Source organism: Neobacillus sp. BP17 (genome assembly GCF_059579525.1).
The window spans coordinates 5152572-5169491 of the sequence record NZ_CM184198.1 but is presented as its reverse complement, the minus strand read 5'-3'; the positions used below and the strand labels follow the sequence as shown (position 1 = coordinate 5169491).

At 38.0% G+C, this 16920-nt stretch carries 17 protein-coding genes; 15 read left to right on the top strand and 2 right to left on the bottom strand.

Annotated elements, in window-relative coordinates; all coding sequences use genetic code 11:
- The first annotated feature begins 46 nt into the window (after nt 1-46).
- On the top strand, nt 47-454 hold the full coding sequence (crcB, locus tag AC4QJR_RS25285; RefSeq protein WP_496524590.1) for a fluoride efflux transporter CrcB: 408 nt from the start codon (nt 47-49) through the stop codon (nt 452-454).
- A complete protein-coding gene (gene crcB, locus AC4QJR_RS25280; protein ID WP_496524589.1) occupies nt 451-816 on the top strand; it encodes a fluoride efflux transporter CrcB in 366 nt (121 codons plus the stop codon). The genes crcB (AC4QJR_RS25285) and crcB (AC4QJR_RS25280) overlap by 4 nt, the downstream gene beginning before the upstream one ends.
- A gap of 73 nt (nt 817-889) precedes the next feature.
- On the opposite strand, the gene AC4QJR_RS25275 is transcribed toward crcB (AC4QJR_RS25280), so the two are convergent.
- Nucleotides 890-1759 (bottom strand): cation diffusion facilitator family transporter, encoded by an 870-nt coding sequence (locus AC4QJR_RS25275; protein ID WP_496524588.1) that lies wholly within the window; start codon nt 1757-1759, stop codon nt 890-892.
- A gap of 248 nt (nt 1760-2007) precedes the next feature.
- On the opposite strand from AC4QJR_RS25275, the gene AC4QJR_RS25270 reads away from it, so the two are divergent.
- The 13 genes from AC4QJR_RS25270 (at nt 2008) to AC4QJR_RS25210 (ending at nt 15691) form a co-directional block, all read left to right on the top strand.
- Nucleotides 2008-2871: a DUF1259 domain-containing protein gene (locus AC4QJR_RS25270; RefSeq protein ID WP_251461284.1), complete on the top strand. Its 864-nt coding sequence runs from the start codon at nt 2008-2010 to the stop codon at nt 2869-2871.
- A gap of 306 nt (nt 2872-3177) precedes the next feature.
- The gene (locus AC4QJR_RS25265) at nt 3178-4356 is read left to right on the top strand and encodes a hypothetical protein (RefSeq protein ID WP_496524587.1); all 1179 of its coding nucleotides are present in this window, start codon (nt 3178-3180) and stop codon (nt 4354-4356) included.
- Nucleotides 4357-4453: 97 nt separating this feature from the next.
- Nucleotides 4454-5410 (top strand): NAD-dependent epimerase/dehydratase family protein, encoded by a 957-nt coding sequence (locus AC4QJR_RS25260; RefSeq protein WP_496524586.1) that lies wholly within the window; start codon nt 4454-4456, stop codon nt 5408-5410.
- Nucleotides 5391-6344: a lysylphosphatidylglycerol synthase transmembrane domain-containing protein gene (locus tag AC4QJR_RS25255; protein WP_496524585.1), complete on the top strand. Its 954-nt coding sequence runs from the start codon at nt 5391-5393 to the stop codon at nt 6342-6344. The genes AC4QJR_RS25260 and AC4QJR_RS25255 overlap by 20 nt, the downstream gene beginning before the upstream one ends.
- Nucleotides 6341-7834 carry an alkaline phosphatase family protein gene (locus tag AC4QJR_RS25250; RefSeq protein ID WP_496524584.1) on the top strand — a complete coding sequence of 498 codons (1494 nt, stop codon included), beginning with the start codon at nt 6341-6343 and terminating at the stop codon, nt 7832-7834. The genes AC4QJR_RS25255 and AC4QJR_RS25250 overlap by 4 nt, the downstream gene beginning before the upstream one ends.
- Complete coding sequence (locus AC4QJR_RS25245) at nt 7794-8570, top strand: glycosyltransferase family 2 protein (RefSeq protein WP_496524583.1); 777 nt, start codon at nt 7794-7796, stop codon at nt 8568-8570. The genes AC4QJR_RS25250 and AC4QJR_RS25245 overlap by 41 nt, the downstream gene beginning before the upstream one ends.
- 96 nt (nt 8571-8666) lie before the next feature.
- Nucleotides 8667-9422 carry a hypothetical protein gene (locus AC4QJR_RS25240; RefSeq protein ID WP_496524582.1) on the top strand — a complete coding sequence of 252 codons (756 nt, stop codon included), beginning with the start codon at nt 8667-8669 and terminating at the stop codon, nt 9420-9422.
- Between the two features lie 30 nt (nt 9423-9452).
- Complete coding sequence (locus tag AC4QJR_RS25235) at nt 9453-10376, top strand: FTR1 family iron permease (RefSeq protein ID WP_496524581.1); 924 nt, start codon at nt 9453-9455, stop codon at nt 10374-10376.
- Nucleotides 10377-10438: 62 nt separating this feature from the next.
- Nucleotides 10439-11923, top strand: a complete 1485-nt coding sequence (locus AC4QJR_RS25230; RefSeq protein WP_496524580.1) for a hypothetical protein — start codon at nt 10439-10441, stop codon at nt 11921-11923.
- A 37-nt stretch (nt 11924-11960) separates the two neighbouring features.
- On the top strand, nt 11961-13313 hold the full coding sequence (locus AC4QJR_RS25225; protein ID WP_496524579.1) for a UDP-glucose dehydrogenase family protein: 1353 nt from the start codon (nt 11961-11963) through the stop codon (nt 13311-13313).
- Between the two features lie 67 nt (nt 13314-13380).
- Nucleotides 13381-13797 carry a BlaI/MecI/CopY family transcriptional regulator gene (locus AC4QJR_RS25220; protein ID WP_251461197.1) on the top strand — a complete coding sequence of 139 codons (417 nt, stop codon included), beginning with the start codon at nt 13381-13383 and terminating at the stop codon, nt 13795-13797.
- A 1-nt stretch (nt 13798) separates the two neighbouring features.
- Nucleotides 13799-14656 (top strand): M56 family metallopeptidase, encoded by an 858-nt coding sequence (locus tag AC4QJR_RS25215; protein ID WP_496524578.1) that lies wholly within the window; start codon nt 13799-13801, stop codon nt 14654-14656.
- Nucleotides 14657-15007: 351 nt separating this feature from the next.
- Entirely contained in the window at nt 15008-15691 is a 684-nt protein-coding gene (locus AC4QJR_RS25210; RefSeq protein ID WP_496524577.1) for a DsbA family protein, read from the top strand.
- Between the two features lie 60 nt (nt 15692-15751).
- Here AC4QJR_RS25210 and AC4QJR_RS25205 read toward each other — a convergent pair whose 3' ends face one another.
- Complete coding sequence (locus AC4QJR_RS25205) at nt 15752-16918, bottom strand: ZIP family metal transporter (protein ID WP_496524576.1); 1167 nt, start codon at nt 16916-16918, stop codon at nt 15752-15754.
- Between the last annotated feature and the right edge of the window lie 2 nt (nt 16919-16920).

The following is a 16920-nucleotide window of genomic DNA, read 5'->3' as shown; positions in this document are numbered from 1 at the left end:
TAGGAGTCTATTTATTTTAGGAAACTATATATTTGAGGTGAGTACATTGGTTTTTTTATTCGTAGGGCTTGCTGGAATTATTGGGGCTTTATTACGTTATATGTTGGGCGTTTACTTTGGTCAGTGGTGGTTTCACGACTTTCCATTAGCTACCTTTGTTACAAATATGTTGGGATGTTTTATATTGGGATGGCTCACTAATTTCCTGCCCAGATTTAAATCATTGCCCCCACATGTTATAACTGCAATAGGCACTGGACTTATTGGCTCTTTTACTACATTTTCAACTTTTAGTGTGGAAACGGTTCAATTAATTAGTGCAACTAAGTGGGGAACAGCAATCCTTTATGTGCTTCTTAGTCTTTGGGGCGGTCTCTTATTGACTTGGATGGGCTATCGATTGGGATTAAGTGCAGAAAAAGAAACAGAAGTAGGTAGAGGTGAAAAACAATGATAACGAATATAGCTTTGGTGGCAGTCGGCGGTTTTTTTGGAGCGATGTCCCGTTTTGGTTTAAGTATCTTGATAAAGGGAAAGTATCCCTCTACATTTCCTCTTGCCACTTTAATCATTAATTTGTTTGGTTCATTTTTGTTGGGTTTAATCTTTGGGGCGAATTTAGAGAATACGTGGAGATTACTCTTGGGAACGGGTTTCATGGGAGCTTTTACGACATTTTCTACATTTAAATTGGAAAACATACAGCTGCTTACTAAAAGAAACTGGAGGATGATTATTTTATATTTAGGAATGAGCTACACGTTTGGGATCTTACTAGCGTTTATTGGGATGAAGCTGGGCAGTTTATTTTTATAAAACATCATATGAATTCTCTCACCTAAAAAGAAAGAGCCCTCTCAGGTTATGAAGGCTCACTTCCTCTTTTTATCTAATTAGGTTCAACATGAACATGTACATCATAGACTTGATGGTTTTTTATTAATACATTTTCCACCTTGGTCGCAATGTCATGGGCACCGCGAATATCTAAATCGGAATTGACGAGAATCACAATATCCACTACCACGTTATTGCCGTAATTCCGGGCTTTAATGTCTTTAACCCCTTTAACTCCATGACAATCAATGATCGTTTCTTTATAGGTCTCTATTTGTTTTTCATCAAACCCATCGGTTAAATGATGGGAAGCATCCCTAAAAATCTCCCATCCGGTCTTACAGATGAGGAATCCAACAATTATCGCCGTAATCGGGTCGAGCCACGGAAGATTGAACTGGGCACCGACGATTCCTATAAATGTACCAACACTGACCCATGCATCTGATAGGTTATCCTTTGCTGCTGCCATAACTGATTGGCTATTGATCTCGTTAGCTAATTTTTTATTATAGCGATAAACCAAATACATAACCAGAGCACAAAAGAGACCTGTCCAAGCAGAAACTAAATCTGGAGTTTCGTTTCTTCCATAAAATATACTAGAAATCGCTTCGAATGTTACTTGGATTCCCACAGCAATCATAATAAATGAGGCGACCATGGAGGCAACGGTTTCTGCTTTCCAGTGTCCATAAGGATGGTCGTCATCAGGGGGCCGCTGCGATAATTTAAGACCAATCAGCACGGCTGCGGATGCAATAATATCTGTGACATTATTTAATCCGTCTGCCTTCAAGGCTTCAGAGTGAGCTATAATACCGACTGATAATTTTAATGAGGATAAGATTATATAAGCGACGATGCTGATGATCGCTCCGCGTTCACCTCTTCTCAAATCCAAGTATCCCTGTTTGTTCATGATTCTATCCCCCGCCATTTCTCTTATTTTATTATGGAATAAAAAGATCTAGTGGGTCTAGAGAAACCTTTTGTCCTCCTTCTAACTAAGTAATGGCAGTGAAAAAAAGTTTCACTGGGGAAACTAGCAATGCCTCTTACCCTTTCACCACAACTTTCATAAAAATTACAATATGGCCCTGTCCAAAAAAGTTATTCTGCATAATTTTATCTTGAGAGATATTTTTAGGGGATGATAATTTGAATGAAATGAGCCATATGCAGCCTACTAATCTATGCAGGCAATTTGCTGATATCCTGGATGCTGCACCGTCTGTTATTAATGGAGTCTGTACAGCGACCAAATCTCGGACAAACCTCCACCCATTTGTGTTAGGACGTAGAGCAGAATCTTTCATGTTTGTGCCACAAGCATTTTCCTTTGAAGATGTTAATAGTGAGGGGCGAGCATTATGCCTTGGGGAAACGGTTATTCTTCAAAACGAAATTAATCCATTTATTTCACGTTTACGAGCCAATGGAATCATTGTAACCGCCCTCCACAATCATTGGCTGTTCGATGATCCTCGCTTGATGTACATCCATTTTGAATCCATTGATGAGCCACTATCTTTTGCTAGAAAAGTAAGAGACGCCCTAGAAGTTTTGACTACTCGTAATCTGGGAGGGGTTCAAAATGTGAGAGTACGCGTTCCTAGACAAGCAGAAGGGTTATGTGAGGAGTTTCACAGAATCCTTGGCGGAATGCATACCTTTGAAAATGGAGTTTGTATGGTCATGAGATCTCGGACCAATATTAAAGCGCGAATTTTGGGGAGACGAACGAGGTCTTTTCTAGCTATTCCTCAGATGTTCACTTTTGAATCGTTAACTCGGGATGGACGGGCCCTTTGTAGTGGTGAAACAGTTATTTTGGAGGACGAGATTAATCCATTCATTGACAGACTCCGTGAACATAATATTATTGTCACCGCTTTTCATAATCACTGGCTATTTGATAATCCAAGATTGATGTATATTCATTTTGAAAAGATAGATAATCCCGTAAGTTTTGCACTAGATGTACAAGATGCATTAAAGGTTCTTACAAATAATGAAGTAAGACCTTCTTAATTATTATTTTAGAATAATAATTACACGTAGTTAAAAAAAGTCCGTTAAGGGCTTTTTTGTTTGTACAGCCCTCATAAATGTGATTGGTCCATCCATCGACTTCCTATAATTGCATAAGATTTTTTGAAGGATAATATGGAACCATCTTGTGGAAAGGTGATCGTGTTAGTATTTTTGAAGATAAAGAATATTTTATAATAGATAATAATTTTCATTGACAGTGATAATCATTCTCTATTATAATTAAAAATGTAAATGATAATCATTATCAAATAGAAAATCAAAACAAAACCGGGGGAAAACAACATGTCGATTAAATTTAAAATGCTAGCAGCCTTGGCAGCCCTTTCATTAATGCTAGGGGCTTGCGGAAAAGCAGAAGAAACAGAAAGCAAACCAAAAGTGGAGAACAAGGAAAAAGCTTCTGAGAAGAAAGAAGCTGTGGAAAAAGAAGATGCAGCGTATGCTGATGTTTTTACAGAAGCATTAACAGAGCTTGAAAAAGCTAAAGAAGGTAAAGATGTTGATTTTGATAAAGTTACAACGTTATATAATGAAAATCTAAAAGAGTTGGTTAAAAAGAGAGACGCAGAATTTGAAGATACAATTGATGATAAAATCACAACAGCACTTACTGCTGGTAAAGACGGAACTATGGATAAAGTAGTAGTTAAACAAATTTTTGATAAATTAATGCAAAAAGTATTTTATACATCCATTAAACACGATTTTACAGAAGTAACAGAACTATGGGGTAAAACGGACGAAGTTAATGGTGAACTTGAAGAAGCAAAAGAGCACTATGCAATCCTAAAGACAACTGTTGAAAAGCGTGATGCAGCCTATGGAACAAATCTTGTCAGTGTTATTGATGGCGGGTTTAACGAAATGGATGAAGCCGTAAAAAATAATGATCTACTTAGCTTTAACTTAGGAAAACAAGTCGTTGATAAAACCTTAATGAAGACTTTCTATCTTGCTACTGGCGCCCTTCCAAACGGATATGCGACTAAAGCGGCAGCAGAAGCGAAAAACGACGCAGCCCTAGCTAAAGTGGAGCAGGCAGAAGGCTGGGCGTTCTTCCAATCATTATCCAGCTATCTAAACAGTCATGCCGCGGAGGAACATGCTTTTATTGAAAAATCTTTTACACTTGAATCTGATGTAAAGGCAATTGATCCAGATGCTGTAAATAAAGCCTTTGTTCGTGGGTTTGCTAAGATTGCCATTGATGAATATGGGGAAAGTAAAGAACTAATTGGCAAAGATGATAAAGCCGTTGTTACTGGTTTAGAAGGTGCATTATTTATTGACATTATCGGTGAGGATATCAAAACCCTTCTAGGTGAAGAGGATTACAAAACCTTAACTGAAAAAGCCCAAAAATATGTTGAAACTGCAAAAGCGAAAGATAAAGCAGCTGGGGAAGCGCAATTGAAAGAACTTATTTCCACTCTGAATACAATCGTAGAAAAAGCGAAATAATGCAGAGGAAAAACCTTGTTCTAGTTGTGCAAGGTTTTTCCTTTTTTCTTGTATATGAGAGAATAGGACTTATTGAACGATTTAGAGGTGTTTTTGATTGAAAATAATCGTAACTGGAGGGGCTGGATTTATTGGTTCCCATCTTACAAGAAGATTGATAAAAGAAGGTCATGAAATACTAATCCTTGACGTACTTCACCCATATTATTCGATTGAGAGAAAAAAGCGCCACCTTGAATTTGTTAGTGAAGCAGGGAAGTTTGATTTTTATCAAGAAAGTCTTATACATAATGAAAATAAAGTCAGAGAAATATTTATTTCCTTTAAACCGGAAATAGTCATTCACTTAGCTGCTATTCCTGGAGTACCACACTCTATTGCCGCCCCGAATGAGTATGTAGATTACGATATCAAAGCAACGATCAATGCTCTTCGCTTTGCTGGGGAATCCAATGTAAAACAGTTTATTTTCGCATCTTCGTCATCGGTTTATGGTGAACAAAAAAATGTTCCTCTTAAAGAGGAAATGGCATTGGGACGAGTTGTTTCTCCTTATGCAGCGGCCAAGTTTGGTGCGGAATCGTTTTGCCATGCTTATTCTTCTTTATTTGATTATAAAGTCTCAATCCTTCGCTTTTTTACAGTATATGGACCATGGGGCCGACCGGATATGGCCATTACAGGGTTTATCAAAAAGCTGATGAATAAAAAGGAAATTACCCTTTTTGGAAATAGGACGGCTAGGGATTATACCTATATTGATGATTGTATAGCGGGAATCCTTAGTGCTTTTAACCAACAGGAAAAAGTGGGCACCTTTAATATTGGCTCTGGCAGCCCTATTTTCCTCGAAGAACTAGTAGATCACCTCAGGCTGTATTTTCCAGATTTAGCAGTAAAGCAGGCTGAATTTCGCCAAGGTGATGTTCATTCCACTTGGGCAGATACTTCGAAGGCAAGGGAGCAGCTTGGGTTTCAACCATTGGTTTCTTTTTCAGAAGGCCTTTCCAAGACAATAGAATGGGCGAAAAAACATGAGTCGGAAATCAGTTAAGCGTCTACTGATAAGACTAATGGGGTTCATTCTTGCAGGGGTATTTATTGTTCTATCACTGCGATATTTGCATGTTGAAAAGTTATTTAATGCAATGCAGGAGTTTTTTGCAGGCAACCCTTTTATTATTGCAGCTGTGACGATTTCTTACCTGTTATCTTTTATTCTAAGAGCTGACGCATGGAGATTATACTTAGGAAAGAAAGTAAGATTCTATAGCTGTCTTCAGGGGGTGCTCCTAAGCCTTTTCGTGAATCATATTACTCCAATTAAGGTGGGAGATGCAGTTAGAATTGGCGTTCTATCCTGGAGGGAAAAAAACATAAGTCCGGAAATTTCAGCCCATTCTGTTATTGTCCTTCGAGCAATAGATATGTTTTTCCTCCTCATGTTTTCATTTATTGGACTCATTGCCTTTTCAAGGCCATTTTTCTTTCGTTATTCACTAGGGTTGTTGTTTATTTTAGTCATCATGATTTTAATGGGATTCTTTTTCGTCAAAAAACATCGTCCGCGGTTTGTGGAAAAGCATATACAAATCATAAAAACAAGCTTAGCTGGGAAAAATTTTATTTTAATTATGCTTTTCATTGCGTTTAGTTGGGCACTTGAAGGAGCTGTTGTCTGGAGTGTAACCGCATCGATAGGTAATGGTCTGCCGCTTTACAAGGCCATTTGGGTTAACTCGATCACGGTAGGGGGACAGGTTTTTCAGATTACGCCTGGTGGGATTTCAACCTATGAATCCGTCATGACTGCTGCTCTAGCAAGTTTTCATTATCCATTAAAAGATGGGTATATGGTGGCACTTATCAGCCATAGTTATAAATTTATTTTTTCCTATCTAGTTGGATGCCTATTATTAATCCGTTCACCGGTAACGAAAATAAGGCAAATAAGAGAGATTTTATCAAGGAGGGGAAGAACTGAATGAAAAAAGCATCATCATTTGAAAAATTTGCCGCCAGGTGCTGGAACCTTTTAAACGAGGGAAAGCCATTTACACCGATTTTTACCATTGGAATCATGCTGATCTATTCCATTTCAAAGCTTGGCAATCCTTCATTTTTAGGAGATCTAACCCTTGGGTTCCTCGCAATCCTGCCCATGCTGATTATTTACTATTTGTTCGATTACCCATTATTCTTAAGAAATTATTTATGGATTCCCTTTACGGTATACCTAATTATCTGGGATCAAGTGAATCTCAGTTTGCTGCTGACAGCGGTGGGATTATATTTCTTCTTTACCGTATTTTTTTGGGGAACGTTTTATTATCATTTGCGAATTGGCACGTCATGGCTTAATTTTACGCGCTTCTGGAAACTTGTGCTAAAAAATAGCGATTCAACAAGCGGAAATGCTCAAGAGCAATTGCCTAAGTTTCTTTTATTATTGTCACTTTGGAATTTAGTCACTTCGGAGCAGTCATGGACGGGCAGTGAAGTTGGAGTACTAATCCTTTTTTATGCCGGCGTCCTCTTATTCTCATGGATTCTCCATAAAAACCTATTTGATTGGAAGCCGAAAATTATTCCAACCTATACGTCCAATATAGAGGAGCGGACATCTGCCATTAATGAGAAAGTGATTGTGATGGTCATCGATGGTATGCGGAAAGAACGCTTTGAAGAAGCCGATACGCCTTTTCTCGACTTTTTGAGGAAAAATGGTACAGAGTATACGAATATGGAAACTGTTTATCCTGCAAGAACCGTTGTATGCTTTTCCTCTATGTTTACAGGAACGTATCCCTTCGAGCACGGCATAAAGTCGAATATGGTTTGGAAGCTTGGGATTAAAGTCGAGAGTGTTTTTGATAGTCTTCGAAAAGTAGGGAAAAAGGGTTCATTATTAGCTGTAGCCCATCTCGTCGATTCCTTTGGTAAGGATGTTGAGACATTCACTGCTGTTATGAAAAATAATATAGTGGATCGCGGGATTATTGAACGAGCTAAAAATATCATGGAAGAGCAGGATCCAGACCTGCAAATTGTTCAATTAATAAGTACAGACCAAACTGGACACAGCCGTGGTGTTTTATATGATGAATATATTCAAAAGATTGAAGAAGCCGATTCTCTGGTAGAAGAATATTTTCATTGGTTAAAGGATAGAGGAAAGCTAGAAAATTACACGTTTATTGTTTGTGCCGATCATGGTCAGGCAGACGGAATCGGCGGGCATGGGCATTTAGATGAAGGTGAAAGATTTGTTCCCTTTTTCATGTATGGCCCTTCGATCGAGAAAGGAAAGAGTGTGGAGGAGAAGCATAGTTTAGTATCCCTCGCATCTACCATCTCTTACTTACTGGGTGCACCATTCCCTGATAAAGCCCGAGGCCCAGTATTAATTGATGCAGTAAGGAAGGAAGTTATTGATTATGAAGCAGCAAAAAGTAATAGTTTTTCTGCCAGCCTATAATGAAGAAGACTCCATTACAGAGGTCATTCGAAAAATACCCAGAAATTTTAATTCCCGAGTGTGTGTAGAGGTTCTAGTGGTAAATGATGGTTCTAGTGATCGGACAGAAGAACTATCATGGGCAGCGGGAGCAAATTATGTTCACACGTTTGTTAGAAATCAAGGTTTAGGGGCAGCCGTGAGAAAAGGGCTGGAACTGTGTGTTTTATATGGAGCAGATATTGGTGTGATGATTGATGCCGATAATGAATACCCAGCTGAACAAATTCCGGAATTAATTGAACCGATTCTTTTGGGAACTTCTGATTATGTGATGGGGTCCCGTTTTCTTGGATCGATTGATGGGATGAAATGGAACAGAAGAATCGGAAATTACTGTTTTACCATGCTACAAGCGCTTCTCCTCCGTAAATGGATCTATGATGGTCAATCTGGTATGAGAGCATTTTCTAGACAGGCCATGGAGGAAGCGGAAATTATCCATGATTACAATTATGCCCAAGTGGTCACATTAAATCTAATTCGAAAAGGGTTTCGTATGAAGGAAATTCCCATTCGGTATCAGGTTCGTAAAACAGGTGAATCATTTATTAAGTTTCGTTCTTATATGACCTCGGTCTTACCGGCTATTTTAAAAGAAATGAGAAGGCCAGTGAAAAAAGTACACACCAAAAAGCAGACTTATCGGACGCAAGGCGGCAGGGTGTTTCCAATCATAGATAGAAAACAGGATTAATTTATCAGATAAGTATGATAAATATGTGACAATCTTCATTGCTATATTGACAGCGAGGATGATAATCATTATCATTAACCACAGGAGGGAATTTGGATGAAAAAACTCTCAGTTTTATTTTTTATTGTAATAATAATTGTTAACAGCCTTTCCATTCGTGATGCCCATGCTTACTCATATGGTGACCCGAATGAAGAAAAGGTTGCTGAGGTATATAAGGAAATGGTCACTAAGCTTGATGAGACCCCTCCGAATTTCACATCTGCGAAAAAGCACTTTGATACCGTTAAAGAAGAAATTGATATGCATATGGGTCCTGAGCCTGCCAAGTTGATTTTGAAAAATATCGAAGCAGAAGATAAAAAAGCTACTTTAGAAAATATGGAAAAACTTCTTGTTTTAAATATTGCCAGACGTTTGGAGAATATTGAGAATAATTTCAAGGAATATGACACAACGAAGCGACTACTTGCGAAAGGGTTTGCTACATACGAAGCTTTATCCCCAAAGGTTGAAGCTGAAAACCCTGATAATGATAAAAAAATCCGCACCGATTTTGATCAGGCGCTGGAAGCATTGGGGAACCCTGGTTTGTTTGGGGTAGGAAAAAAAGAGGCAAATTTAGAGGCTTTTAAGGAAAATAAAGAAGAAATTCTGGATAGCTTACAATCAGAATTTAAACTAAAAAGCCTTGAAGTAGGGCATTTTTCTGAAAGTGCCACAGAACAACAAAGCACTGGGAAAAAAGATTGGACGGATATATCAAATATCCGTAACTGGATCCCACTCATTTTAATTGTAGTAGTTATTATCGCTGTTATTATCTTTGTCATCCGCAAAAGAAGAAAGTAGACGAAGGCACCATGGGGGAGGAGAAGGTCTGTGGAAATTCAGGCACTGTTAATCACATTCCGGGAAGTGTTAGAGGCCTTATTAATTGTAGGAATCATTACAACCTATCTGAATAGAGTAGATCATAAGCAGTACACAAAATATGTTTGGATGGGGGCAGGTCTTGCGGTATTGGCAAGTATCGGTGTAGCCCTATTATTCCAAATTGTATTTACAGGGTTTGCAGCCATGGGAAGCGAAATGTATCTAAAAATAGGAATTATGCTTGTATCGGCCGTTTTACTGACCCAAATGGTTTTCTGGATGGCTAGTCACAGTCGTGATATAAAAGGGAATATGGAAGGGAAAATGAATAAGTTTATTTCCACTGGAAATGTTGTAGGTATGGTCGTCCATTCCTTTCTTGTTGTTCTACGCGAAGGTGTGGAAACGGTATTCTTCTTTGCCGCCATTACTGGAGGAAACATCGGTGCCGCGATGGAAGGCTGGGGTGCGATTACAGGTGTAGTCATAGCTATTATCGTTTCTTATTTGTTCTTTAAAGGAACAATGAGGATTCCATTAAGCAGCTTCTTTAAATTAACAGGAGCTTTCATTATTCTTATTTCAGCGGGACTGTTGGTTCAAGCTATCTCCATGATGCAGGATATTAACATCATTGGAAGTGTCCTACCGCATGTGTACGATCTTACTTGGTTTTTACCAGAGCATCCGATTGATTATACTCATTATCTTCGTGATACTGGGACAGCACCCATCCTTTCAGGGGATATTGGAGTATTCTTGAAAGCATTATTTGGTTATTCATCCATGCCTTCGCTTGAAGAAGTCCTGGCATATATCGGATATTTTGTAGCCATTTTTCTGCTAACCTCCTCCAAACCAGCAGCAAGTCAGCGGAAAAAAGAAGATGCCTCACAGAATGGTCACATTCTTAAGACACAAGTGAAATAACCATAAACAAAAAGTACAAGGCTTTTGCCTTGTACTTTTTCTCTGAAAAGGCGTGTGAAGGAATGAAAATATCTAATCCGTTAAAAAAAAGTCTATTAATGGGCTTAAGTATTACAGCAATAATGATTGTTTTTCTATCACAGCTTCTTTATGTAAATCCTTATACTTCCTCGTGGGACCAGGTTGATTTTTCTCTTGCTGTGACACGGTTTGATTTAATGGCTATGCAGCCGCATTTCCCTGGGTATCCTTTATTTATTTTAGGAGGCAAATTCATTCATCTATTTGTGAATGATCCATCAAAGGCACTGACTTTGTTTAACATTCTTTTTTATGCCAGTACTGTGTTTCCGATATATAAATTATGCAGGAGCTTTTTAAGTAACGGCTATTCTTGGCTATCGGCTGCGATCATTTATTCTAGCAGTTTTTGCATCATCATGGTTAATCAACCCATGTCTGAAGGAGCGGCACTTGCTGCCTTTTGGTGGTATTTGTGGAGTTTGCTTTTTGCTATTAAGAGGACAAATTCAACATTTATTTTGATCCCCTTAGCCATGTTAAGCCTTATGCTGGGAATTCGCCTTTCTTATCTGCCATTTTCCATCGGCATTCTTTTTCTTTTTTACCTTAAATTTAAAAATAAAACGATTACCAGCGTAGATTTAATTTATTACTGTCTGTTTGGCATCGCCTTTCAAGCCTGCTGGATCGTTGCTCTTATTGTTTCAGAAGGTAGTTTGATTGGTTTTATCAAGCTATCCTTAGCCTTTACATCGGGGCATTTTAATGATTGGGGCGGTGCAATAGAAACATCCAAAATAAGCTTTTTGGAGAGGCTGACGAAATTCTCATGGGGGAATATTGTCTGGACAGGCATTTCTGGCAAATCAATGATCACCGCAGTTATTTTCATCTTTTTTCTGGCGGCTTCCCTATTTCACCGCTATAAAAAGCAGGAAACAAAGCCTAATCACCCCTTTATACAGCTACTTTACCTCATGTTTTCCTGCTATTTTGTTTGGGGATTGCTCGGGCAAAACATTGAAAAGGCTCGGCACGTACTTCCATTAATCATTCTGTTGGTCTTCATTATTTGTATCCATCTTTTTTCAAAAAGGGTATCCTATCTAATACTAGGACTAGCGTTCATCCTCTTAGGACATCAAGTTTGGAAAGATGTTATATTATTAAAGGCAGAAGGAACAGAAAGTCCAGCTATCTATAAGATGAATGAATATATATCGAAAATGGATCAACCTGTGATTCTATATACATGGGAAGAAACAAGGGTACTCCAGTATATAAATGCACCTTATCCACATAAAAGACTCGAAACGTTTGATTTTTTCACGTCCGATTCAAAATATTTCAGAGGAAGAACGATCCTTCTAACGGATAAAGTAGTAGAAGGATTCCTCACACAAGGCCATTCATTGGATGGCAAAATAATAAAAGTAGCAAGCTTTCAATCAAATGAACTTTTTGATCCAGTTTATCATGATATTACTTTATATAAATGGATTGGAAATGAAGCAGTTTATTAAGAATTAGAAGCTATTCATAAAGGAAGGGAAAAATGCTTTGAAAAAAATAACCATTGCTGGTACAGGGTATGTTGGACTTGTCACAGGGGTGTGTTTAGCGGAGATCGGCCATGATGTCATTTGTGTGGATCGTGACCATCAAAAAATAGATACTCTTCTTAAAGGCAAAGCAACCTTCTATGAACCGGGATTAGAAGAGTTAATGAAAAACAATCTCGAGGCAGGAAGACTTATCTTTACAACCAGCCCGATTATCGGATATCAGGATGCTGATATCATCATGATCACAGTTGGAACACCAAATGATCCAAATGGTTCGCTTGATTTACAATATATTGAACAGATTTCAAAAGAGATTGGCAGAACAATCACTAGAAATAATATCCTAATTGTAACGAAAAGCACGGTACCATTAGGAACAAATGAGAAAATTAAAGAATGGATTCAGTCTGAATTGCGTTCACCCCTTTATTTTCATTTAGCAGCCAACCCAGAATTCCTTAGGCAGGGTGCTGCCGTTTATGATACTTTCCATGGGGACCGTATCATCATCGGATCGGACAGTAAGGAAGCGCTCCATACATTAGAAGAGTTATATAAACCACTGCACATTCCAATTATTAAAACAGATACAAAAAGTGCGGAATTGATTAAAATTGCCTCCAATTCATTTTTAGCCTTAAAAATTAGCTATGTAAATGCTCTTTCTAGTATTTGTGAACATATAGGTGGAAATATTGAAGAAGTCACCCTGGGGATGGGGATGGATGCAAGAATTGGAACCTCGTTTCTAAATGCGGGAGTAGGTTTTGGAGGCTCTTGTCTGCCTAAAGATACGAAGGAACTTACTCATTTAGCAAATGAAGTGGGAGAACCAATCAGACTGCTAGATGAGGTTCTGGAAATTAATAAAAGGCAAGAATTAAGGCTAATCGACAAAGCCTTAGCTCGGTTTAAAAGCTTAAAGGGAAAAAAGGCCGCACTGTTAGGGTTATCCTTTAAGCCTAATACTGATGATGTCCGTGAGTCTGTTTCTATTAAGTTGGCAAAAAGGTTGGTGATGGAGGGAGAAATCGTCACTGCTTATGATCCTGTTGCAATAAGAAATGCCAAAAGAGAATTGGGAGACATCATTTCATATTCTGATACATTGGAGCAAACCTTGATGAATGCGGACCTTGCGTTCATTGGAACGGAATGGGAAGAGATTAAAAATATTCCGATTACTATGTTTTCTGAATGGATGACAGAGCCAGTTATTTTTGATGGCAGAAATTGCTTTCAGCTTGATGCCATGAAAGGCTTCCCGATTGAATACCATTCCATCGGGCGACCTTGTGTGATTGGGAAAGAAAACATCATAAAAACATTCGGTTTAGGCCTTGGATAGAGATAAAGCTCCAATTGTAATATTAAAGATTTTACACTACAATATGTAATGGAAGGGGGGATGTTAAATGACAGTCAATAATTTTCGTTTTGACCAAGAAGGGCTTAATCGTTTTTTCGGTCCGCTTGAGTCTAAAATAATGGACATTCTTTGGGACGGCAATGAAAAGAGTATAAAGGACGTTCAGCAAAAATTAGAAAATGACAAACCTCTCAACTTTAATACGGTCATGACTGTTATGAACCGTCTTGTCGATAAAAACATCCTTACGAAAAGATTGGAAGGAAGAACATCTCTCTTTAAACCAATAAAGACGAAAGAGGATTTTATTAGCGACCAATCAAAAAAACTAACAGATAACCTTTTGGACGAATTTGGCGGATTAGTGGTTAATCATATGCTCGATTCTTTAAATGAAGTGGATGATCATTTGCTTCAGAAACTGGAACAAAAAATTGAACAATTAAAAAAGGGCCGAAAGTAATATGATCTGGAAACAAAAATCCACTGCCGTTTTAGGATTAGCCCTATTCTTTGCGATTATTTTGTTTGTTCAAATGGCTATGTTTCTAGTTAATATTTTATTTGGCCCATTAGAGCTATTTAATATTTTTAACTTTTGCGTTAGCTTATTTGAAAAAGGCACGTTTGCCTACTATGCTGTCTTAATAATTGTGAATGCGTATATTTTTTATACAGTTTTCATGATTGGTAAAAAGGTCGTACAGCAATTCCTAGTTTTACATTCATTTCAAAGTAAAATTCAACTACTAATGAATAAAGGGAAATCCAAACAAGTAAATCGAACCTTTAACAGAAAAAATGATGATATTGTGGTGATTGATCACAAAGATCCGTTGGCATTTACATTTGGGTTTGCGAATCCAGTAATTGTCCTTTCTACTACACTAATTGAAATGTTAGATGCAAAGGAATTAGAAGCAGTCATTTACCACGAGACTTCTCACCAAAGGTATTATGATGGAGTAAAGGTATTTATTTTAAAAATTATTTCAGAATCTATCTGGTATATCCCGCTTACGAGATGGTCCTATCAGAATTATCGGATTATGATTGAACTAGTTGCAGATGAATATGCGATTAATCGAATGGGTTCAGAACTGGGATTAGGCAGCGCTCTTTTAAAGCTGATCAAGAAGCAGTTGAAGGTTAATGCGAATCTAAATCCAGCTATGGTACATTTTGCAGATAGTACAGTTGATTACCGGCTTCAGCAATTGATTAATCCGCAGCAATCAATTCCGGTTAAAGTAGAGACACGAACAATCGTCATCTCTTTAAATGTATTTCTATTAATATTATTGCTATTAGTTATTGCCTAATAAGGATTGGAGGTTAAATCCAATCCTTATTAAATAGGCTGTGTTAATTTGTCTGTTGATTTCCGTTCCAGGCACATCGCTTTCCGCGGGCGTGCCGGGGAGCCTCCTCGTCGCTTTGCTTCTGCGGGGTCTCCCCTGCCCCGTACTCCCGCAGGAGTCTTCGTGCCTTCCACTCCAATCAACAGACGAAGTAATAATCACTTGACCATTTGCAACAACTTACACTACAATTAGTAGTGTGAAATAGATTAGTTCGTGTAAATAGAAGAGCTTATTACTCTTTTGCACTACAATCTGTAGTGGCGGTTACATACAATTTTACAATACTTAGAGAAATTAGAGGGTGAATAGATGTCTACGGGGAACAAAAAAATGAAAAAGTCGAAAAATCAATCATCAAAATTTATTTTCTGGGTGATTGGTTTAATCGCCGTTTGTCTCGTCGGGTTAATTTTTTTATCCAATACGGCTAAAAAAGAAGCAATGGACTATGAGGGACAGCCATTTTTAGGGGAAAAGTCAGCCCCTGTAAAAATCGTTGAATTTGGTGATTATAAATGTCCTTATTGCAAAAATTTTAATGATACACTACTTCCAAATATCGAAAAGGATTTGATCGATACAGGAAAAGCTTCGTTCTATTTTATGAATTATTCGTTTATCAATGTGGACTCTACTCGTTCTGCTAAATTTGCGGAAACCGTCTTTAAAGAACTAGGAAATGAAACGTTTTGGAAGTTTCATGAACTGTTATATGAAAAACAGCCTGATGATACGAAAGCGGAGCAAATGGATATCTATACGGAAGCCTTTCTTAAGGACACTTTACGCGAAATCGCCTCTGAAGCAGAGGTGAAAAGAGTGGTCAATGCCTTTAATAATGACCAATCAAAAGAGGCATGGGAGAAAGATATGAGTGCAGCTAATAAGTTAAGTATTACAAGCACCCCTTCCATTTTTATTAATGGTGTGAAATTTGAAGGGAACACCTATAATGATTTCAAGAAAAGAGTAAACGAAGCAGCAAATGAATAAGGAATACATCAAAAAAGGTGGTACATCGTCTTGTCGATGTATCACCTTGATTCCTCCTAATTATTTTACGAAAAAAGCCGTAAAATACATGATTAATAGTCCAAGTGTAAACCCAGTAAAATTCATCCATGATACAACTGGTTCCATCTTCTTTTTGTGTTTTTCAATCAGCATTTTGGAGATAACAAATATTACCTGTAAAATGGCCCCCGCACCAATTCCTAAAAATATGGCACCCCAAATTGGTGAAAAGATAAAACCGCCAAACCATGTTCCCAAAATGGCGGGAGCACCAGCAATCGTTCCTAATAAAACAAAAGAACTAAATTTTGGTTTGCTTTTTAATAATGGAGCAGCAATCCCTATCCCCTCAGTAATATTATGCAGGGTAAAACCGATGACCAAAAAAGTACCTAGTGCAGCCTCTCCGAGGGCAAAAGACGAACCAATAGCCAACCCTTCTCCAAAATTATGAAGACCAATTCCTGTTGCCATCAATAATGAAATTCCCAGCGGTGAATAACCCGTTCGTTTTTGTCTTTGATGTTGATATTGATCAAATCCAACCAGTAAAAGAAACGAAAGAACGGTACAAATAATCACCACCATGTTGCCCTGGAATACAGACGGTGCTTCAACTCCAATTTCAAATCCATCAAATAACGTGCCAAAAAATAAGAATAATAGAAGTCCTACAGTGAGGGCAAGAATGGCATTAATCCAGCTTTTTTTCAAACGCTTCATAAATGGATACCATAGTAATCCTAAAGTAATGGGAACAATCCCTACATAAAAGCCGATAAATCCGTAATTTAACACATTATCCCATGAAAATTCGGGAGTTAATGTGGCCGCATCAATCACAGCTTCCGTTATGATCCCATTCTCCGATAGTAATAGAATGGTATGGGGGTCACCTTCAACCCACGGATAATTTATGGTTACCTTTCCATCTTGAAACCTTTTGAGCTTTGAACTAGGAGCCATCGAAAAATTCCATACAGAATCATCAACAATCACTTGAGAAATCGTCAGTGTTTCTGGGCCTGTATTACTTACATCTAACTCAAAACCAGATGGTACAATTTTAATTTGTTCCACATTAAGCACTTCGATGGGAGCAGCAGGATCTCGTTCTACTCCAGCCCCATTCTTAAATACCCATCCCAATACAAGTATTAAAAGAACCAGCGGGATAAGACCAGTAATCACCCATTTTGATTTCATGG